Annotated in this window: 19 protein-coding genes; 7 read left to right on the top strand and 12 right to left on the bottom strand. The window is 32.8% G+C overall.

Features of this window, described 5'->3' with window-relative positions; all coding sequences use genetic code 11:
* Positions 1-17: 17 nt before the first annotated feature.
* The 5 genes from QMG60_RS11530 to QMG60_RS11510 all read right to left on the bottom strand — a co-directional run bounded on the left by QMG60_RS11530 (position 18) and on the right by QMG60_RS11510 (position 6,403).
* Positions 18-317: a hypothetical protein gene (locus QMG60_RS11530; RefSeq protein ID WP_057119859.1), complete on the bottom strand. Its 300-nt coding sequence runs from the start codon at positions 315-317 to the stop codon at positions 18-20.
* Between the two features lie 432 nt (positions 318-749).
* Positions 750-2,219, bottom strand: coding sequence for a polysaccharide biosynthesis C-terminal domain-containing protein (locus QMG60_RS11525; RefSeq protein ID WP_057118768.1), 1,470 nt, complete (start codon positions 2,217-2,219; stop codon positions 750-752).
* 46 nt (positions 2,220-2,265) lie between these two features.
* Positions 2,266-3,555 (bottom strand): glycosyltransferase family 4 protein, encoded by a 1,290-nt coding sequence (locus QMG60_RS11520; RefSeq protein WP_281867915.1) that lies wholly within the window; start codon positions 3,553-3,555, stop codon positions 2,266-2,268.
* A gap of 64 nt (positions 3,556-3,619) precedes the next feature.
* Entirely contained in the window at positions 3,620-6,073 is a 2,454-nt protein-coding gene (locus QMG60_RS11515; protein WP_281867914.1) for a YfhO family protein, read from the bottom strand.
* A 48-nt stretch (positions 6,074-6,121) separates the two neighbouring features.
* Positions 6,122-6,403: a DUF4834 family protein gene (locus tag QMG60_RS11510; protein WP_057119860.1), complete on the bottom strand. Its 282-nt coding sequence runs from the start codon at positions 6,401-6,403 to the stop codon at positions 6,122-6,124.
* Positions 6,404-6,526: 123 nt separating this feature from the next.
* Between QMG60_RS11510 and QMG60_RS11505 the strand changes: the two genes are divergently transcribed.
* Complete coding sequence (locus QMG60_RS11505; RefSeq protein ID WP_057118777.1) at positions 6,527-7,492, top strand: transporter; 966 nt, start codon at positions 6,527-6,529, stop codon at positions 7,490-7,492.
* 44 nt (positions 7,493-7,536) lie between these two features.
* The gene (locus tag QMG60_RS11500; RefSeq protein ID WP_057118779.1) at positions 7,537-8,655 is read left to right on the top strand and encodes a hypothetical protein; all 1,119 of its coding nucleotides are present in this window, start codon (positions 7,537-7,539) and stop codon (positions 8,653-8,655) included.
* Positions 8,656-8,985: 330 nt separating this feature from the next.
* Here the strand turns inward: QMG60_RS11500 and QMG60_RS11495 are convergent, their stop codons facing one another.
* From QMG60_RS11495 to azu, 3 genes are all read right to left on the bottom strand, one after another.
* Positions 8,986-9,471: a hypothetical protein gene (locus QMG60_RS11495; RefSeq protein ID WP_281867913.1), complete on the bottom strand. Its 486-nt coding sequence runs from the start codon at positions 9,469-9,471 to the stop codon at positions 8,986-8,988.
* A gap of 119 nt (positions 9,472-9,590) precedes the next feature.
* Positions 9,591-10,850, bottom strand: a complete 1,260-nt coding sequence (locus tag QMG60_RS11490; RefSeq protein ID WP_057118783.1) for an aminotransferase class I/II-fold pyridoxal phosphate-dependent enzyme — start codon at positions 10,848-10,850, stop codon at positions 9,591-9,593.
* A 184-nt stretch (positions 10,851-11,034) separates the two neighbouring features.
* Complete coding sequence (gene azu / locus QMG60_RS11485; RefSeq protein ID WP_281867912.1) at positions 11,035-11,559, bottom strand: azurin; 525 nt, start codon at positions 11,557-11,559, stop codon at positions 11,035-11,037.
* A 326-nt stretch (positions 11,560-11,885) separates the two neighbouring features.
* Between azu and QMG60_RS11480 the strand changes: the two genes are divergently transcribed.
* Together QMG60_RS11480 and QMG60_RS11475 are read left to right on the top strand one after the other, a co-directional pair.
* A complete protein-coding gene (locus tag QMG60_RS11480) occupies positions 11,886-12,668 on the top strand; it encodes an NYN domain-containing protein (RefSeq protein ID WP_281867911.1) in 783 nt (260 codons plus the stop codon).
* Between the two features lie 37 nt (positions 12,669-12,705).
* Entirely contained in the window at positions 12,706-14,220 is a 1,515-nt protein-coding gene (locus QMG60_RS11475; protein ID WP_281867910.1) for an FMN-binding glutamate synthase family protein, read from the top strand.
* Between the two features lie 55 nt (positions 14,221-14,275).
* On the opposite strand, the gene QMG60_RS11470 is transcribed toward QMG60_RS11475, so the two are convergent.
* From QMG60_RS11470 to QMG60_RS11460, 3 genes are all read right to left on the bottom strand, one after another.
* Positions 14,276-14,707 carry a hypothetical protein gene (locus QMG60_RS11470; protein ID WP_281867909.1) on the bottom strand — a complete coding sequence of 144 codons (432 nt, stop codon included), beginning with the start codon at positions 14,705-14,707 and terminating at the stop codon, positions 14,276-14,278.
* 256 nt (positions 14,708-14,963) lie between these two features.
* Positions 14,964-15,365 carry a hypothetical protein gene (locus tag QMG60_RS11465; protein WP_281867908.1) on the bottom strand — a complete coding sequence of 134 codons (402 nt, stop codon included), beginning with the start codon at positions 15,363-15,365 and terminating at the stop codon, positions 14,964-14,966.
* 6 nt (positions 15,366-15,371) lie between these two features.
* Positions 15,372-16,550, bottom strand: coding sequence for a glycoside hydrolase family 88 protein (locus QMG60_RS11460; RefSeq protein WP_281867907.1), 1,179 nt, complete (start codon positions 16,548-16,550; stop codon positions 15,372-15,374).
* 213 nt (positions 16,551-16,763) lie between these two features.
* Here QMG60_RS11460 and QMG60_RS11455 point away from each other — a divergent pair, with 213 nt between their 5' ends.
* Positions 16,764-17,144: a DUF2809 domain-containing protein gene (locus tag QMG60_RS11455; protein WP_281867906.1), complete on the top strand. Its 381-nt coding sequence runs from the start codon at positions 16,764-16,766 to the stop codon at positions 17,142-17,144.
* Here the strand turns inward: QMG60_RS11455 and QMG60_RS11450 are convergent.
* Positions 17,125-18,903, bottom strand: coding sequence for an ABC transporter ATP-binding protein (locus QMG60_RS11450; RefSeq protein ID WP_281867905.1), 1,779 nt, complete (start codon positions 18,901-18,903; stop codon positions 17,125-17,127). The two genes, QMG60_RS11455 and QMG60_RS11450, sit on opposite strands and share 20 nt — an antisense overlap.
* Positions 18,904-18,979: 76 nt before the next feature.
* Between QMG60_RS11450 and QMG60_RS11445 the strand changes: the two genes are divergently transcribed.
* Together QMG60_RS11445 and QMG60_RS11440 are read left to right on the top strand one after the other, a co-directional pair.
* Positions 18,980-19,558, top strand: coding sequence for a non-canonical purine NTP diphosphatase (locus QMG60_RS11445; protein WP_281867904.1), 579 nt, complete (start codon positions 18,980-18,982; stop codon positions 19,556-19,558).
* A gap of 204 nt (positions 19,559-19,762) precedes the next feature.
* Positions 19,763-21,682 (top strand): DEAD/DEAH box helicase, encoded by a 1,920-nt coding sequence (locus tag QMG60_RS11440; protein WP_057118804.1) that lies wholly within the window; start codon positions 19,763-19,765, stop codon positions 21,680-21,682.
* The last annotated feature ends 74 nt before the right edge of the window (positions 21,683-21,756 follow it).

Genomic DNA, 21,756 nt, shown 5'->3' with positions numbered 1-21,756 from the left:
TTTGTTTTTTTTCAATGCTAAGCTACTAAACATCTTTCCTCAAAAGGAAATCCGTCTTCATCAATAGCTACTAAAATCTTTTTTTGTTTTGAAGCCTCGATTGTAAGATATAGCCAAGCAAATGACCATAGTCCAAGAGTCAAACAAAAAATCATGAAATTTAAACTGTGGTTAACCACTTTACCTCCTTTAGATAAAACTGCGAAAAGCAATTTATCATTTCTTTCTTCCAGCGTAAATCCATTATGAACTTTATTTGATATCATATTAGAAAATACCTGCATGCTTTGTTCTTGGCTGAGATGATTGTCTTTCATAATTATTAATACTACAATTAATTCTAATACTTTATTTGTAATTTCTTGCAAAATTATTGAATTCTAAAAAAATAAAAAAATACCTACATTTCATCATTTTGTTAGAAAAAAAACTGCAATTGCATGAAAGTAATGCTAAACTTTCATGATAAAGTTAATTTTTATTAAATTAATTACAAAATATTCAAGTGTTAAAATTTAAAAATTAATCACTCGTTTTCAATTAATTAACTTTATGCATCAAAAACAATGAAGTAAGAATTTATTTCATAATCCTTTACATGAGGTCTTACATTCGTGAAATGCCTTTATAGAAGGAAATGATATGAAGCATCTGATTTTTTCTATCCAAAAACAAAAAAGAAAGAATATACTGATATTAATCATTAAGACGACCTCTTATTCTTTGATAAAATCAATATAAAAATGGTATTAGATTTTAATTCCTATCTTTTTAAAAATTGTATCAATTACATTATTGATATCTGGAGAGATTTTAAATTTATAATTCAGATACACATATACAATCGTTACCAAAATAGATTTTAGGGCAATGCTTATTAACTGGAAAAAAGGAAACTCCCAGAAATAAAATACTAAAAACAATGCGAAAGTTAAAAGTATCGAATAAATTGTCTCTTTGGTAAAAGGATAAAGATGAAGTTTTTTAACCACAAAAAGTAGTTTTGCTAAGCTATATAAAGTAATAGACAAAAGGGTTGCAAAAGCAGAACCGAAAATTCCGAAAATAGGAATAAAAATCATATTTAAAACTATGGTCAGAACAACCAACATTAATCCTAAATATAAAACCATTCTGTAATATTTTGTATTGAATATGATGGCATTATTGTTTCCTAAAATCAAATCAAAATATTTTGAAAGACCAATCATAAATACAACTGCAATTCCGCCGCTGTATTCCTTTGGAACTAATTCGTACAATTGATTAATATTAACAAAAATACATAGCATTACAAATCCGCCGACCATTTGCAGATTTATAGATGTCTTTTTATAAAGCTGGTTTAATTCATCGTGTTTGTTTTCGTGCATCAATTTAGCCGTAATTGGATAAACGATTTGGTGCATCGCACGGCTTGGAACCGAAATTACCAAAGCAATGTAAGTTGCCACAGAATAAAATGCAATGTTATCGATAATCATATATTGATTCAATATCATTTTATCTCCGTCTAATAGTAAATTAGCGACACTTCCCGACAAAATAATATAAAATGTATAGACGAGTATATCTTTTGTGTTTTTTGGTCTAGCAATCTGAAAATGCGGTTTTTTTACACTAAAAGCATAAAACATGGTAACTAAAAATGCTAATAAATATAATACTGCAGTTGCATATACAAATCCTTCAACACTGAGTACATTATAGTAAACCGCTATCAATAAGAATAAGGAAAACAATCGTAAACCAATTTCCTTAATAAAATTTCCAAAAACAGAATGCATATGAACACGTGCCCAAGCATAAAAAATTTCGAAATACGCCATAGTCAATCCGATAAACGGGATCAACCATACGTAAGTTTTTACAATTGCATTCTTTTTTGACAAAAAGAACAAAATTTCATCATAGAAACAAAGTCCAATTAATAAGAGCGGAATTATTAATAGAATCGGAAACAAAACCGTAAAAGATAAAAATTGAGATTTTTCTTCCTCGGTTTTGTATTGAGAATAAAACTTTACTAATGTATTTTGCATTCCAATAGCAAACAAAGGCATTATAACATTTGCACTTGAAGTTATATAGTTAGTTAAACCATAAAAGGTTGCCCCAAGGAAAATTGGATATAAATAAAGTGTATTAATGGCTCCGATGCCAAAGCCAATATATGTAATTACAGTATTTTTAAAAGACTGATTTAAGACAATACCCATGTTTGGATTTCTGAATTTAGATTTATAGATTTTAGATTTTTACAATCTATGATTTACTAATCAGCTGTGCTAACTGTTTGGTTAAATTTTTTCTGGAATATTGCTGTAAACCAATTCCGTGTGCTTGCAATTTCCCTTCCAAAAACTGATTAAAAAAGTCCAAAATTACACTTTTTAACTTCGCTTTTTCAGAATAATCAAAAAATACTCCTGTATTGGTCTGCGTCACAATATCTGCAAAGTCAGAACCTTGCGGTCCGATAGCGATAATTGGACGATTTGAAACCATGTATTCGAATAATTTTCCCGGAATAATGCTTTTAGTATCTTCAGAATTAATCTCTATTAAAAGTAAAACCTGAGATTTTCTTTGATGTGCAACTGCTTCCTGATGCGAGACATAACCCAGTAAATTTAAATAATCATTTAATTGACGGTCTTTTATTGCGTCTAGCACTTCCTGGCTTACCGCACCAATAAGTTTGATTTCTAAATGTGATTTAAACTCTGGAACTTCTTTTAACAACTCAACCAAAACCTCCCACAAAAATGGCGGATTTCTGTCTGATAAAAAAGAACCTATATGAGCTAAACTAAATTTACTATCTAAATTCTGTTTTTCGACAGTTTCGACATCATAACCATTTGTAATTACTGTAATTGGCTTGTTGGTAATAGCCTCAAACTCTGTTTTTGTGGTTTTGCTTGTTACAATAATTTCATCAGCAGAATTAAGGACTTTATGCTCTAAACTTTTATGCTTTTTTTCAGCGTAAGAAGATAAACGAAGGGCTTTATGATAACCAATCGTTGTCCAGGGATCACGAAAATCGGCAAACCATTTTACTTTTAATTTCTGCTGTAATTCTAAACCAATTAAATGTAAACTATGTGGCGGACCAGAAGTTACAATGGTATCGATATTATTCTCCTGAATGTATTTTTCAAGATAAGACACTGATGGTTTTACCCAAAAAACGCGGGCATCTGGAATAAAAAGATTTCCTCGAACCCAGAGAAAGGTCTTATCTAAAAATGTCTGTTTTTTCTTTTGCGGAAAGATACCAGAACTAATTTTTTTAGTTTTATTTTTTGAAAAAACAGAAGCCAATTGGTATGGCTCCCATATTTTATTCTTTAGAACAATTACTTTGTCTGATATTTCACTGACCAAACCTTCGTCAACAATTGGATATGTAGGGTTTTCTGGAACATAAACTATTGGCTGCACATCAAATTCTGGTAAATATTTCACAAATTTCAACCAGCGTTGCACACCAGGTCCACCAGCGGGCGGAAAGTAATAGGTAATTATTAAGAGCTTTTTTTGTTCCATTTAGGATTTATTCAGTTCCACAGAGATTCACAAAGTATTCGCTAAGTGTCACAAAGATTTTAAATTATTTTTGAGTATCTCCGCTATTACTTTTTGAATCTTTACGAAATTTTTCAAAATAAATTCCTCCAGCTAAAAGCAGTAACATTCCAATTGAACTAATCAAAGTAATTGTTCCTCCAGTTTTAATAACTTGAGGTTCAAATTTAAACTCTATAGTATGTTTTCCTTGAGGAATTTCCATTGCTCTTAAAACATAATCTACAGGAAAATGATCTGTCAATTTACCATCTACATAAGCATTCCAGCCATTTTTATAGTACATCTCAGAGAATACAGCTAAACCATCTCCTTTATTTTCAGATTTGTATTTGATGTAATTTGGCTTATAGGTAACTACTTTTATTGTTCCTGTTGTATCCCAAGCTTTCTTTAAACGAGCATTTTTAAATTTACCTTCGTGTTCATGAACATTAAAAACTGCTACTTTTTTAGTATTTAAACTATTTAGCGCTTTCATAACATCGTCTGGTTTGTTTACCAATTTTACAGAACCTACAAACCAAGCGTTTCCGTTAGCATCTGGATTTTGAGTCGGAATCTGGTTTCCTTCTTTATCCACTTGAATTACATACTTAACATTTAGCATATTAAGCACTTCTAAATTATTTTTAGCAATTTGGTAATCATACAACTGCTGCATTCTCCTAGGTCTTACGGCACTGTATCCTCCAATTGTTTTATGGAAATATGAAGATCTTCCTTGTAATTGCCCTTGAAGATCAAACACACGGTAAATTGATGTATCTTTTAAAATTTGAGAATCGGCAGGTGTTTCTTGAAAAGGCGCAGCAATTTGAACTGGGCTAACAAAATCTTTAGCCGAAACATATTTTTTGTCCACAAAAAACAAATCGAAAACCATCACAATTCCAACTATTATTAAAGTTGTTGTCTGTGAAAATTTATTTTTAATAAACATCCAAAGAATTACAAAAGTAACTACGATTAAAAATCCAGATCTTAATAAATCTGCGTAATACATTGTCATTCTGTCTTCTTTCAGCGCATCAACAAATTCTGGTCCGTAGCTTTCTAAGAAATATTGGTCGCTTGCTCCAGTAAAATGGAAAAAACCTTTAGCAATTAGCAAAATAACTAGAATTCCTAAACCAAAAACTCCTGTTTGAACTAATGCTTTTTGTTGCAATTTCGGTTCATCTTTAGCTTTAAAAAAGGATTGTAATCCCATAACAGCCAAAACAGGAAAACACAGCTCTAATATGACTTGAATAGAAGAAACAGCTCTAAACTTATCGTACATTGGAACATACTCTATGAAAAAATTTGTCAGTAATGAGAAATTTTTTCCCCAAGAAAGTACGAGTGTAAATAAAGCTCCTGCTAAAAACACGTATTTGATTTTTCGTTCGTCAATAAACAACGCTAAAACTGCCAAAAAGAACACTACTGCTCCAATATAGGCTGGTGCAGAAACTATTGGCTGATCGCCCCAGTAAGTAGGCATTGCTGAAACAAAATCTTGTGCTTGACTGGCTGGTACGCCTTTTTCCAGCATGAATTCATACATGCGGCTGTCTGTACCGACATTTTCATGGCTTGAACCTCCAAAAATACGAGGAGCAATTAAATTCAAACTTTCCGCAATACCATAACTATATTCTGTAATATAATCCGTTGTCATTGACGCAGTGGTTTCGTTTTTAGATCCGTCTGGATTAAAAGTCAACTCACTTTTATCTCTGATACTGTATTTTGCGTATTCGCTAGTTGCTAATAAATTTCCTGCATTGGCTCCAATTGCAATAATCCCCGCAACAATCAAAGTAGCAATTGAAATTAAAAGCGGCTTATATTCTTTATTTTTTATGAAATCAAAAGCAAAATAACCTGAAAGTATCAATAAGAAAATCAATAAATAATAGGTCATTTGGAAGTGGTTGGCATTAATTTCTAATGCCACTGCAAACATGGTGAGCAAACCTCCCCAGACATATTTTTTCTGAAAGACGAGTGTAAAACCAGCAATTACCAAAGGCATATACGCAATAGCGTGAGCTTTAGCATTGTGTCCAACTCCTAAAATAATGATTAAATACGTAGAAAAACCAAACGCAATGGCTCCAATAAAAGCTTTTAAAGGATCGGTTTTTAAAACCAATAACAAACCATAAAAACCAAGAAAATATAAAAATAAATAATCTGCAGGACGTGGCAGAAAACGCAGTACATCATCTATCTTTCCAACAAAATCATTTGGATAATTTGCTCCAAGCTGATAAGTAGGCATACCACCAAAAGCTGAATTTGTCCAATAAGGTTCAGCATTTTCCACAGCTCTAAAGTCATTTTGCTCCTTTGCCATTCCGGTATATTGAGCAATATCAGATTGGAAAATTTGTTTTCCTTGCAGAACTGGATAAAAATAAATTAATGATACAAGGATAAAGCCCAGTACAACAAGGGCGTGCGGATAGAACTTATTTACTATTTTCAATTTTGGCTGGTTTGGGTTAAAATGATCCTAAATTTTCAGGACACAAATCTAATCTATTTCTTCGTAATCAACATACTCTCCCACTTTTTTGGTTTCACGCGGGTTTTTAGCATTTGCAGTATTAATAATTATTTCGTCTTTAGTATTGTTATTATTATTCTGCCAAGTATTGCTTTGATATTGCTGTTGTCTCTGAAAATTTTGACTTGCGTTTTCAACAGCCTTTTTTACCAATACTGGTAAAAAGATTCTAGCTAAGAATTTAAAAATGTAATAAAAGGCAATAATGCCAATAATTAATCTTAAACCTGAAAATGATGCTTCTTGCATAACTGTAAAATTTTTTCCAAAATTAATAAATCCGTTGTTTAAAAATAAAATATGAATCTTAAATAAATAATAAAATATGTACATTTGATATGCGTTATTATATTTTAATCCAAAAAAAATTATATGTTCAAAATTAAAAACTTACTTGCCCCGGTACTTTTTTTTATTCCACAATTGTTTTTTGCACAATATACTGATGTCATCAACTCAAATCGCCCAGGCGAAACTATGTCCGCATACGGTGTTGGAAAATCAGTAATCCAAGCCGAATTAGGAGTTTACGGCATCAAGGAAAAACATGATCTATTAAATTATGATGCCAGCGGTTTTGGAACCGACTTTTCTCTTAGATACGGTGCTTTTTTTGAACAATTAGAATTTGTTCTTGATGTTCAATATCAAATGGAAAATTTTGACACTCCATTTACCAGCTACAAAAAAAATAATTTCAGGCAGACTGTCTTAGGTGCCAAATATCTTATTTACGATCCTTACAAAAATAAAAGAGAAGTAAACATCTACAGCTATAAAGCCAATCATAGTTTTAATTGGCGTGAGTTAATCCCGGCAGTTTCTATATTTGCAGGAGCAAATTTTGTTGGGGCTGATAATCCATATTATTTCTCTCCTGATGGAGCGATTTCCCCAAAAGTTTCTTTGATTACCCAAAACTTATTTGGAGGAGGAAAATGGGTTTTTGTAACCAATATTATTGCTGATTATATTGGAACTGATTATCCAAGTTATGGATATGTATTAACTTTGACACACGGATTTAACGAAAAATGGTCTGGTTTTGTTGAAAATCAAGGCTATAAAAGTGATTTTTACAGCGATGCAATTGTTCGAGGCGGAGCTGCTTATCTTCTTTCTCCAAACATGCAGGTTGATGCCTCTATAAGTACTAACTTTAAGAATACACCGTCTGTTTTATATGGAGGAGTGGGAATATCATGGCGTTATGATGGATGGTACAAAGATAAACAAGCATTAAATAAAGCTCAGGAAAAAGCAAAGAAGAATCCTGAAAATGAAAAAAATGTGGATTACCAAGAAAAAGAAAGAAGACGTAAAGCTAAATACGAATAAAATAATAACACAACTCACTAAAAGAGACTCTCAATACCACTTGAATGATTACAATTAAAGAAGCCAAAAGCAAAAAAGAATTAACCGAATACATTAAATTTCCTTTCTCATTATACAAGGATAATCCGTATTGGGTACCACCAATTATTGCAGACGAATTGGAATCTTTTGATAAAACCAAAAATCCAGCTTTTGACAATGCTGAAGCTTATTTTTATTTGGCTTACAAAGACAATAAAATTGTTGGTCGTATCACTGCTATTATCAATTGGTCTGAAGTTAACAATCAGCATAAGAGAAAAGTACGTTTCGGCTGGTTTGATGTAATTGATGATATTGAAGTAACAAAAGCTTTGCTTGAAAAGGTTTTTGAATTAGGAAGAAGTCATAATTTAGAACATGCAGAAGGCCCAATGGGGTTTTCTAATCTCGACAAGGTTGGCCTTCTGACAGAAGGTTACGATCAAGTAGGAACAATGATTACCTGGTACAATCATCCTTATTATGTAACTCATTTAGAGCAATTAGGTTTTCAAGTTGAGAAACAATATATCGAGAGTATATTTCCTTTTTCGAATGTAAAACCGGAGTTTTTCTTAAAAGCACAGGCTTTAATTAAAAAACGTTACGAACTGCGAGCACTTAATTTTACTAAGACAAAAGACATTATGCCTCACGTAGACAAAATGTTTGATTTGTTTAATGAAACATATGCCAACCTTGCATCGTTTGTAGCAATTTCAGACGTTCAAAAAGAATATTTTAAAAAGAAATATATCAGTTTTATCAATCCGGAATATATCAAATTCGTTGTTGACAAAGATGACAATTTAGTGGCCTTTAGTATTGTAATGCCAAGTTTTACAGAAGCGTTACAAAAAATAAAAGGTAAATTATTTCCGTTTGGTTTTTTACAATTATTGAAAGCCAAAAAGCATAGTAAAGATGTTGTTTTTTACCTAATCGGAGTTCATCCTGATTATCAAAACAAGGGGGTAACGGCAATTATTTTTGATGAATATTATAAAACATTTTCAGAAAAAGGAATTCGTAATTGTATTAGAACTCCAGAGTTATTAGAGAACAATGCGATTCATTTGCTTTGGAAAAACTTTGATCCAGTTATTCACTGTCAGAGAAAGACTTATTTGAAGAATCTTTAATTAGTTTTCAGTCGCAGTTTTAAGTGTTCAGTTTAGCACAATATGGTTTTAGATAAGTATTCAATAAAAATTTGTGAAGAATGTAAAAGTGAATTTTACGAAAAATCATCTCAAATGAAGAATTTATGTCCTGAATGTGCTCATCAATTGTATGGTTATAAAAATTGTAAACACGAATTTAATAATCATCGTTGCTCAAAGTGTTATTGGAACGGAAATTCGAGCGATTATATAGACAAACTTAAGACTAAAGACTAATCCTAATTACAATAAAAAAAATCCATTCGCCCCCAAACGAATGGATTTTTACATTAAAGCACTCTTGTTTACTTACTCTACTTTACAATCTACTTTTGTCAATGTATTTTTTGCGTCAAATTTTAATTTTGATTTATCTTTAAAAGAAACTTTATCGTTTGCTGTTATTACATCGCCGTATCCTTCAATAAAAGCACCATCTTTTTGTAAAAAAGCAACCTCTCTAACAGATGAAACTCCTTCAGAACTAAAGGTATAATCGGCAATTAAAGTATCGCCTTTCATATTACCTATCAATGTTCCTTCATTTTTATCTTTTCCTACTAAGTTGTAGCTTAGTTTCCCGTTTACTTCTTGATGTGAGTTTACATTAAAACTCATTTCAATAATACTTCCATTAGCTCTCCACGCATAGCATTGATCACCAGCTGGTTCTACAATCTCTGCTTCTTTTGGCGGGCTTGGTGCTATTTGTACTGGCTCTGTCGTTGTAGTTTCTTTTTTACAAGATACAAGAACCGTCAAAATAAGGGTTGTTAGTATTAATACTTTTTTCATAATTGTTATTTTTATTTTGTGATTATGATATAAAGTTACCTTAAAATAAAAAAAATCCATTCGCATAACGAATGGATTTTTTACATAATTCCCACCTAAGGAAATTCTATTTCTGGTAATTACGAAACGTCTACAGTCGTACGTTCAGCAATTTCTTTATAAGTTCCGTTTACCAATTTCTCACGAATTGCTTCGAAAGCAGTTAACGTTTCTTCAATATCAGCAAGTGTATGAGAAGCTGTTGGAATCATTCTTAACAAAATAATTCCTTTTGGAATAACTGGATAAACAACAATAGAGAGGAAAATACCGTAGTTTTCTCTTAAATCGTTTACCATTACCATTGCTTCAGGAATACTTCCTTCTAGGTAAACTGGTGTAATACAAGTGTTTGTATCTCCAATATTAAATCCTTTTTCTTTAAGACCGCTTTGTAATGCATTTACATTTTCCCAAAGTTTATCTTTAATTTCAGAAGAATTACGCAATAATTCTAAACGTTTCAAAGAACCAAGTGTCTGGATCATTGGTAACGCTTTTGCAAACATTTGAGAACGTAAATTGTATTTTAAATAATCAATAACTGTTTTATCAGCCGCTACAAAAGCACCGATATTAGCCATAGATTTTGCAAAAGTAGAGAAGTAAACATCAATATCGTCTTGAACTCCCTGCTCCTCACCTGCTCCAGCACCTGTTTTACCAAGTGTACCAAAACCGTGTGCATCATCTACCAATAAACGGAAATTGTATTTTTGCTTTAAGGCAACAATTTCTTTTAGTTTTCCTTGCTGTCCACGCATTCCAAAAACACCTTCGGTAATAAATAAAATACCTCCGCCTGTTTCTTCGGCCATTTTAGTAGCACGCTGCAAGTTTTTCTCCATACTTTCAAGATCATTGTGTTTGTATGTGAAACGCTTACCCATGTGCAAACGAACACCATCAATGATACAAGCATGTGAATCAACGTCATAAACAATGATATCATTTTTAGTAACCAAAGCATCAATGATAGAAACCATTCCTTGGTAACCAAAATTCAATAAATAAGCAGATTCTTTCATTACAAAAGCAGCCAATTCATTTTCTAATTGTTCGTGGTACGTAGTGTGTCCAGACATCATACGAGCTCCCATCGGATAAGCCGCACCAAACTGAGCTGCTGCATCTGTATCTGCCTTACGAACTTCTGGATGATTTGCTAGACCTAAATAATCATTTAAACTCCAGTTTAAAATATTTTTTCCATGAAATGTCATTCTAGGACCCAACTCTCCTTCTAACTTTGGGAAAACATAATAGCCCTCTGCTTGAGAAGCCCATTTTCCTAAAGGTCCCTTATTGTCCTGAATTCTTTCGAATAAATCTTTTACCATAATATAGTGTAGTAATTTTTTTAACTTAATCAGCGAGCAAAAATAATCATTATTATTCTAAAATTCAGAGTGTCATTTATTTTTATTTAAAATTTTCTGCGGTAAGATTTTAACAAGATTTAACCTCAAAATCACTTATACAGATTTCATAAGAACTAATTCCGTAAAAAGATTCAGGAATAGCTTACTCTACAATTAGTACACCTTTCATCATAGCCACATGGCCAGGGAAAGAGCAAATATATTTGTATGTTCCTTTCTTATCAATTGTAAATTCGATTGTGTCTTCTTCTCCGCCTCCTAACAATTTAGTGTGAGCAATAATCGAAGCTTTTTCAGATTCAGGGATATAATCAGTCGCCGCTGCATCATTCGCTTTAAGCGCAAAAGCAGCTTCATCTGTTCCTTCTTTCAATATTACTAAATTATGTCCCATTGCCTCTTTTGGAATTTTTCCAACATGCTTTAAAGTCAATTTAATTGGTTTTCCGGCAACAGCATGTAATTCATTTGTGTTGAACTGCATTTGGTCATTTCCTTCAATAATTAATACATTTTCTTCTGTTGATGTTACTGGTGCCGCTTCTCCTTCTGTTGATGATTCACTTTTTTCAGTCTGGTCAGCTGGAGTTGTTTCTTTTTTTCCACAAGAAGTTATTACTAAAAATCCCATTAGGATCATTATTGAAAATTTTGTTTTTGTATTCATTTTAAGATAATTTATAAATGTTATTGTTTGTATTCAATATATTATTCCGAGCGGAGTTCTTTTAAAGGTTTATTCTTTATAAAATTAAAGTTCTAATTCTCTGCTCACACTCTTTAAAAGCATGAATTTTTCAATTAAAACCAACACAAATATAGATAGACATAAAACAAAAGACAACCGTATCTTTAATTCATTTTTAACTCTACAAACATTATTTATAATGAAAATAATTAGTGTTAATAAAATCACTAATTCATCATTCGATTCTTATAAAAACCAATTTTAATTTTAACTTTGAGAATCCTTAATTTTCTAATATTGAAATAATGCCTTTAAGCAACTCAAAAGATTTAAAACTGGCTGTTCTTATTGATGCGGACAATGTGCCTTACAGCAATGTAAAAGGTATGATGGAAGAAATCGCAAAGCTGGGAACTCCAACCACTAAAAGGATTTATGCCGATTGGACAAAACCAAATGCTAACGGATGGAAAGGTGTTTTATTAGAACATGCCATCACTCCTATTCAGCAATATAGTTATACAGTTGGTAAAAACTCTTCAGATTCAGCATTGATTATTGATGCTATGGATCTTTTATATTCAGGAAAGTTAGACGGTTTCTGCATTGTTTCGAGTGACAGCGATTTTACGCGTCTGGCAATTCGTTTGCGAGAATCCGGAATGAAAGTAATTGGTATTGGCGAAAAGAAAACTCCAAGTTCGTTTATTGTTGCCTGCGACAGATTTATCTACATTGAAGTTTTGGACGGTGCAATTCAGAAGAAAAAACCAAAAACTCATGCTGCTGCCGACACTAAAAAGCCAGTTGAGAAACCAGCTGAAAAAGCACTCCATAAAGTTGACAAACAAACTATAGAACTTATAGAAGCTACAATCGAAGATCTTGAAGATGATGACGGATGGGCATTTTTAGGAGATGTAGGAAACTTGGTTGTGAAGAAAAAACCTGAATTTGACCCTAGAAATTATGGCTACTCTAAGCTTACGCCAATGTTGAAGTCATTAACAGATATTCTGGAGATTGATGAAAGAGAATCTGACAAAAAAGGAATCAAACACGTTTATGTGCGTTTACGATTCAATTAATTACCCGCATTTATTACCTATTTAATTTTTTAAAAACATGAGAAAGAAATTCTTTATTTACGGATTCTTATTGTTTCTAATTGTTGCAGCAATTTACTATTATACCGGCCGAGGCTATTTACTCGTTTTTATTATTCCTATTTTATTGATTATTGGAGCTTATAACGCTTCTCAAAAAAAACATGCTATTTTAAGGAATTTCCCTGTTCTGGGTTATTTCAGATATTTATTTGAAATGATTGCACCAGAGATTCAGCAGTATTTTATTGAAAGATCTACAGATGGAAAACCTTTCTCTAGAAATCAGCGCTCTTTAGTTTATCAAAGAGCTAAAAATATTGATTCTAGCACTCCTTTTGGAACGCAGTTAAACTTAAATACTGAGAACTACGAAGGAATCAAACATTCTATTTTCCCAGCACAAGTAAACGAAGAATTACCTCGAGTATTAGTTGGTGGAAAAGATTGCAAACAGCCTTATTCGGCTTCTTTATTTAATGTTTCTGCTATGAGTTTTGGTTCTTTGAGCGAACATGCAGTTCGTGCCATAAATATTGGTGCTAAAAAAGGAAATTTCTACCAAAATACAGGCGAAGGAGGATTAACAGAATTTCATCTTGCTGGCGGCGGCGATATTACCTGGCAGATTGGCACAGGATACTTTGGATGCCGTGACGCAGAAGGAAATTTTAGTCCTGAGAAATTCTCAGAAAAAGCGAATCTTCCGAATGTAAAAATGATCGAAATTAAACTTTCGCAAGGTGCAAAACCAGGTCACGGAGGTGTTCTTCCTGCTGCTAAAAACACCGAACAAATTGCTAAGATTAGAGGTGTTGTACCGCATACCATGATTCTATCGCCTCCAGGCCATCATGCTTTTTCTAATGCAAAAGGATTAATTCATTTCATCAAACAATTACGTGATTTATCTAATGGAAAACCAATCGGATTTAAATTGTGTATTGGAAACACAGCCGAGTTTGAAGCTATCTGCCAAGAAATGATTGCCGAAGATATTTACCCCGACTTTATCACAGTTGACGGTGCAGAAGGCGGTACTGGCGCCGCACCACTTGAATTTGCAGATGGAGTTGGAATGCCTTTTGAACCAGCATTAATTTTCGTGAACAAAACTCTGGTTCGTTTAGGAATTCGTGATAAAATGCGAATTATTGGTAGCGGAAAAATAATCTCTGGTTATTCTATTCTACATGCCGTAGCACTTGGAGCAGATATGTGTAACAGCGCCAGAGGATTTATGTTTTCTTTGGGCTGTATTCAGGCTTTACGTTGCCATAATAATGAATGCCCAACTGGAGTGGCAACTCAAAACAAAATGCTGATGAAAGGTTTGGTTGTGACGGATAAATCTGAGCGTGTATATCATTTCCATAAAAATACACTGCACTCTGCAAATGAACTTTTAGCAGCGGCAGGAAAGAAAAGTTTCGCCGATGTGGATATTAATATTTTTATGCGCGGTGACGAATTTGCTAGTTTATCCGATATGTATTTCCCGGATAATTTGAAAAACGTTACGCAATTCTCATAAATAACAAAGCCTCTTTAAAATACTAAAGAGGCTTTTTTTAATTCCATTATTTAAATTACAATTTTGCAGTTTCTTTACTTGGTTCTGCGGTTCCTTCTAATACCGCTAATTCTTGTTTGTCTACTACTTGCTGCGCCAAAATAGCATTATTATAAGCTAGGAAGTAAACATCAAAAGATACTCCTTCATTAACTAACTCAGTAGAAATCTGGTCATTTTTAATCATTTCTTTTAATAAATCAGGAAATGATTCTTTGTAGGCAATTCTGTTGGTATCCGTCTCTTCTAAATTCGTTTCAATTCTAATTTCGATTTTGTTGTCATTCAGAAAAGCTTTTGCTGTTGTACTTGTAATTCCGTTTCCTTTTATAGAAGAAGAATTATTATAAGTACTTACATGTTCCTGAATTTTTTGCTTGGTGTTTTTACAGCTAACTAAAAACAATGCAAAAGAGAGCGCGAATGCGATTTGGGTAATTTTTTTCATAAATTATTGGTTTTATAGTTATTTTTTTAACTCAAACATAATTAATTTATGATACAAAAACAATGTTTTATCAACAAAATACATTAGATAATTAATTGAATACAAATTAATTACCCTTTAAAAACAAAAAAAATGTAAGAATTCAAAAAGCTGTTTTTTGCTTTATTTGAAGTCTAATCATAAAAAAGTCTCTTTAATTTGTTATTTAAAGAGACTTTCATATGTAGGAAATTAAACTTTTTAAAGTACTGATTTTTTACTTCAAAAAATATTTAAGAGATTCGCTATTTAAGATTTCTTTTCCCAGAACCGTGTTGTCATTGGCTAAAAAGTAAACATCAAACTGAACTCCTTCTTCAATCAATTGTCTCGGAATCTGATCTTTGGCAATAAGTTTCTTTATTAATTTCACAAAAGCGATTCCTGTAGCTAATTTGTTTGCCTCATTTTGTTCTAAATCGGTTTCAAAACGCAGTTCAATTTTATTATCGTTTAGGTAACCTCGAGCTGTTGTTAATGTTACATGGTCGGCTCTAAAGCTTGGCGCAGTTTTATTATATTCCGTAACATATTCCTGAAGTTTTTGTTTGGTATTTTTACAGCTGGCAAGCATCAATACCATCATTATTGCAAATACAATTGGGCTTATTTTCTTCATGATATTTTATTTTAGTTTTTGAAGTCTTAATAATGCCTCAAGATAGTAATAATCTGCGTAATTTATAGAACAATCTATTTCACTTCCCGCAGGTTTATGACCTGTTGAATGCAATAAAAATGCTGAATTAACATCATGACTTTGATAATGCTCTGAAAGTGAAACAATCATCTTTTTGGCTTTTGCCAAATACTCTGTTTTCAAATTTTTATCTTTTGTATAAGAACTCAACTCTAAAAGCGCCGAAGAAACAATTGCTGCCGCAGAAGCATCTCTAGGTTCGTTAGGAATATTGGGCGCATTGAAATCCCAGTACGGAATTAAATCTTCTGTTGTTAATTTATCCAAATAAACACGAGCTAATTTATATGCGAAATCTAAAAATTTAGGATCTTTAGTTTCTCTATAAGTCATTGTAAATCCATAGATTGCCCAAGCCTGTCCGCGCGCCCACATACTGTCATCGCTGTAACCTTGAGCCGTTCTGCCTTTGATCTTTTTCCCAGTTTCAAAATCATAAATTACAACATGATAAGAAGTATTGTCTGGCCTAAAATGATTGGCCATTGTAGTTTCTGCGTGTTTAACGGCAATATCATAAAGTTTTTTGTTTCCTCCATTTTTTGAAGCCCAAAACAGAAGTTCCAAATTCATCATATTGTCAATAATCGTATTATGACCTCCCATTTTATTATGCGGCCAAGATTGGATTGTTCCTACTTTCGGATTAAAAAGTGTTGCCAGCGTATCTGCTGTTTTCAGTATAATTTGTTTGTACTCTGGATTTTTAGTCAATCGATATCCGTTTCCAAAACTATTAAAAACCTGAAAACCTAAATCATGGTCATTTGCTTTGCTTACAGATAAAGGCGTTAAAAAACGGGTGAATTTGTCGGCTTCTTTTTCCCATTTTTTGTCTTTTGTCGCTTCATACAAAAACCATAATTCGCCAGGCCAAAATCCGCTTGTCCAGTCTTTATAGTCAACAAATTTCCATTCTTTACTTCCGTTAGGAACTGTTCTCGGAGAAGTCCCGTCATTCGGAATCACTTTTAAAGTTTTAGAAGCCTGTGCTGCACAATATTCTAATTGCTTTTGAATATTAAATGATTTGTCTTTTTGAGAATAGCTTAGATTTCCGAAAAGAAATAAAGATAAAATCAGGGGAAAAAATTTTGAATTCATGTGGCTATTTTTGGTAGTAAATTAATTGAACTGATAAATTTATGAAATAAAGTCAATCAATTGAGGATTTGTATTTTTCGTTCCCTAAAAACGTACTTTAAGTCCACTTCTTTTCTCTTTTTCAAAGTTTTTAAACTTTGAAAAGAGAAAATCTTCAATATCTTGAAATAAAAGATTTAGTATAAATTTGCTCCTAACTAAGCATTACTAAACTTGAAATCCAGAGTCTATTACTTCATTATTTTCCTCAGCATTATTTTCCTTGGAATCCTTTCCAGAAAAATCTCTTTTATTCCCTTATGGATTGGCGATTTTTTGTATGCAGTTATGATTTACTTTTTGGTTCGAATTTTTCTTCCACTTAAAAAGGCTTTTTTAATTGCTTTACTTTCTCTCCTAATTTGTTACAGCATTGAGTTTCTACAATTGTATCAAGCAGAATGGATTGTTGAACTTAGAAAGACACTTTTTGGAAGGTATGTTTTAGGCCAGGGATTTTTATGGACTGATATTCTTGCTTATACTTTCGGAATTGCCTATGCTTTTCTTGTCGAAAAAATAGTTTTAAATTATATCAGTCAAAAGTCTGTGTGATTTTTTCAATATTTAAACTATTGGCCATCGCCATAAATATTTGATAATACGTTCCCTTATTATCATATAATTCATCATGAGTTCCTTTTTCGACACATCTACCTTTTTCTAAAACTATAATATTTGAGGCATCAATAATTTGAGAAATACTGTGCGAAATTATAATTACAGTTCTATCTTTTTTTATGGCGTCGAGAGACTTTTTTATTTGTTCTGTTGCAATCGCATCTAAACTCGCGGTTGGTTCATCTAAGAAAATTATGGGCGGATTTTTTAAAAACAATCTCGCAATCGCAATTCGCTGCTGCTGTCCGCCAGAAAGTAAATGCGCATCAGAATCATATCCTTTTGGCAATTGAATTACTTGTTCGTGAATATAGGCTTGTTTGGCAGCTTCGATAATTTCCTCTTTTGATGCTTCTGGCTTTCCGTACAAAATATTCTCTGCGATTGTACCTTTAAAAATATGGTTTTTCTGAAGCACCAAGCCAATATTTTTACGCAGGAAATCTGTATTATAATCTGCTAAATCAACTCCATCTAAAAAAATATGACCAGCCGAAGGCTGGTAAAATTTATCCAGCAAATTAATAACAGTACTTTTTCCCGCGCCGCTCAATCCGACCAAAGCTGTGGTCTCGTTTGGTTTTACCGTAAAATTAATATCACAAAGCGCCTGTGTTCCGTTTGGATACACAAAATCTACATTATTAACCTCTATTAATCCGTTAATTTTATCTGGAATAAAATCTCCGGTTGTTTCTATTTCCTGTTCTGATTCTAAAATATCAAAAAAGCCTTCAGAGTAAATAAGAGCATCGTTTACTTCATCGTAAATTCGGTGTAATTGTCTAATCGGAGACGAAACATTATTAAACAACATAATATGAAACATTATGGCGCCAATTGTCATCTGGTTGTTCAACACAAAATAAGCTGTCAATATAATGATAATCACTACTCCTATCTGCTCGACAAAACTTTTAACGCTTTCAAAAATAAAACTCGTTTTTCTGGTTGCTAATTGATTTTCGGTCATTTCATATTGAATCTTTTCGTGGCGTTCTGCTTCTGTCGATTCTCGAACAAAAGATTTAATGACCGTAATAGATTCAATTAAACTTATAATTCCGTTGTTTTTAGTTTCGCGGTAATTACGCATTCGTCTTCTAAATCCGCTTAATTTAGTTGCCTGCAATTGACTGATGTAAAAATAAATCGGAATAATACACAAACTCACCAAACCAACATAGACATTGGCATAAAACATTATCACCAATGCCACAAAAGCATTTGCAAATAATGGCAGAATATCAATAAAAAAGTTTTGGACCAATCGTGTTAAACTGCTAATACCGAGATCGATTCTGGTTTGAAGTTTCCCGCTTTCATTTTCATCAGAAGTATAAAATTCCATTCTATAACTTAGGATTTTTTCAACAATGGTTTGAGAAATATCACGGGTTATAAAAATACGGAGTTTTTCTCCGTAGAATTTTTGCCCAAACTGTACAACTGAATTAACCAATTCTTTAATTAACAACACAATACTAATAATACCTAATAAATGAAAGCCTTTAGAAAGCGGCTCGTGTGCGACCATTAAATTATTGATGGTATCGACAGTGTATTTTAGAATTAAAGCATTTACCTGAGCCGCAAATGAACCTAAAAACGTAAGCAGTAAAGTAGCAATTACCATTTTTCTGTAAGGCTTTACAAAAGGCATTATTTTTTTATAAAGAACCGATAACTGCATTTATTTTATTTTTTAGGTAACATATCAAATATAAGAATTCTAAATTTGTGTTGAAATCATTTAAACAGATAATTCTATGAAACTCGTTTTCGCTTCAAACAACAAAAATAAAATCGCAGAAATACAAAGTATGGTTCCTGAGAGCATTAAAATATTAAGTCTAGAAGATATTAACTGCCTTGAAGATATTCCTGAAACTGCGGAAACAATTGAAGGAAATGCTATTTTAAAAGCCGATTATGTAACTCAAAAATATGGTTATGATTGTTTTGCTGATGATACTGGCTTAGAAGTAACCGCATTAAATGGCGAACCTGGCGTTTATTCTGCGCGATATGCTGGCGAACAAAAAAATGCAGATGACAATATGAATAAGCTTTTAGAGGCATTAAAAAATGAAGAAAATCGCAGCGCCCAGTTCAAGACCGTTATTACTTTAAACCTTGGAGGAAAACAACATTTATTTACCGGAATTGCCAAAGGAACTATTACCTCAGATAAAATGGGAACAAATGGTTTTGGATATGATCCTATTTTTAAACCTGAAAATTTTGATGAAACCTTCGCTCAACTGCCATTAGAAGTAAAAAATAAAATAGGCCACCGCGGAAAAGCAGTTCAGCAACTAATTGATTTCCTGAGTGCCGCAAAATAATTGTTTCAAATACAACATTTTAAAGACTAAATTTTAGATTCCATGACGTGTTTTTTGTGTGTTTTCTGATTTTTTTATTAAAAATCATTTTAATAAAAATGTAACTTTTTGAAAATCAAATCATAACAAATACATAATTCTTGAATTACCATTAGTTTATCTGAATAATTAACAGTAATTTTGCACCCTATTTTAAATACATATATGAATAAATTTGAACAATTAGGATTGAATGAATCGTTACTGAAGGCGATTTTAGATCTAGGATTTGAAAATCCGTCAGAGGTACAGGAAAAGGCGATTCCCCTATTATTGGAAAAAGACACAGATATGGTTGCGTTGGCTCAGACAGGGACAGGGAAAACGGCAGCTTTCGGTTTTCCGCTAATTCAAAAAATTGATGCTGACAACAGAAACACACAAGCATTAGTTTTATCGCCAACACGAGAACTTTGTTTACAGATTACCAACGAACTTAAAAACTACTCAAAATACGAAAAAGGTATTAATGTGGTAGCAGTTTACGGCGGGGCTAGTATTACAGAGCAAGCTAGAGACATTAAAAGAGGAGCGCAGATTATCGTTGCAACTCCAGGAAGAATGCAAGACATGATTAATAGAGGTTTGGTTAACATTAAAAATATAGATTACTGTATTCTTGATGAGGCTGACGAAATGTTAAACATGGGATTCTATGAGGATATCGTATCTATTTTATCAGATACTCCAGACGAAAAAAGTACATGGTTGTTCTCTGCAACTATGCCGCAAGAGGTTGCTAGAATTGCAAAACAATTCATGAGTGACCCAGTTGAAATTACTGTTGGAGCCAAAAACTCAGGTTCTGCAACAGTTTCTCATGAATTTTACTTAGTAAATGCTCGTGACCGTTATGAAGCTTTGAAACGTTTAGCTGATGCTAATCCAGATATTTTCTCTGTAGTTTTCTGTCGTACAAAAAGAGACACACAAGCTATTGCTGAAAAATTAATCGAAGACGGATACAGTGCTGCTGCTTTACACGGAGATTTATCTCAAGCACAGCGTGATGGTGTAATGAAATCTTTCCGCGGAAGACAAATTCAGATGCTTGTTGCTACTGACGTTGCTGCGCGTGGTATTGACGTTGATAACGTAACACACGTTGTAAACTACCAATTACCTGATGAAATTGAAACTTACAACCACCGTTCTGGTCGTACTGGTAGAGCTGGAAAATTAGGAACTTCTATTGTAATTGTTACAAAAAGTGAGTTGCGTAAAATTTCTTCTATCGAAAGAATCATCAAACAAAAGTTTGAAGAAAAAACTATTCCATCTGGAATTGAAATCTGCGAAATCCAATTATTGCACTTAGCAAATAAAATTAAAGATACTGAGGTTGATCACGAAATTGACAACTATTTACCAGCAATTAACAATGTTCTTGAAGATTTATCTAAAGAAGAATTGATTAAGAAAATGGTTTCTGTAGAATTTAACCGTTTCATTACTTATTACAAAAAGAACAGAGATATTTCTGCTCAATCTGGAGAAAGACGCGAAAGAGGAGATTCTGAACCAAGAGAATTCAATAATAACGGAGCAGTTCGTTATTTTGTAAACATCGGTTCTAGAGACAATTTTGACTGGATGTCATTAAAAGATTACTTAAAAGAAACATTAGATTTAGGTCGTGATGATATCTTTAAAGTTGATGTAAAAGAAGGTTTCTCTTTCTTTAACACTGATCCACAGCATACTGACAAAGTAATGGATGTTTTAAACAACGTACAATTAGAAGGTCGTCGTATCAATGTTGAGATCTCTAAAAATGACGGAGGCGGAAGACGCGACCACAACAATCGTGGCGGCGGAAGAAGTTCTGGACCAAGAAGAGAAGGAAACTTTGCTCCAAGACGTGAAGGTTCTGGAGGCGGATTTAGAAGCGACAGAAATTCTTCAAGAGACGGAGGATCTAGAGAAGGTGGTTTTAGAAGCGACAGAAATTCATCTGCTCCAAGAAGAGAAGGTGGTTTTAGAAGTTCTGCTCCAAGAAACGAAAATGGTTCTTCAGAAAGAGCTCCAAGACGTTCTGAAAACTTTGGCGACAGCCCAAGACCAAGAAGATCTAGAAGAGATTAATACTTTAACATCTCAAAATACAAAATCCCAAATTCCAGACATAATTGGAATTTGGGATTTTTTTATATTAAGAA

It is taken from the genome of Flavobacterium sp. GSB-24 (assembly GCF_027924665.1).
In the GTDB taxonomy this organism is placed as follows: Bacteria; Bacteroidota; Bacteroidia; order Flavobacteriales; family Flavobacteriaceae; genus Flavobacterium.
Note: the sequence above shows the minus strand (reverse complement) of the source record. Positions and strands in the feature narration are given on the sequence as shown.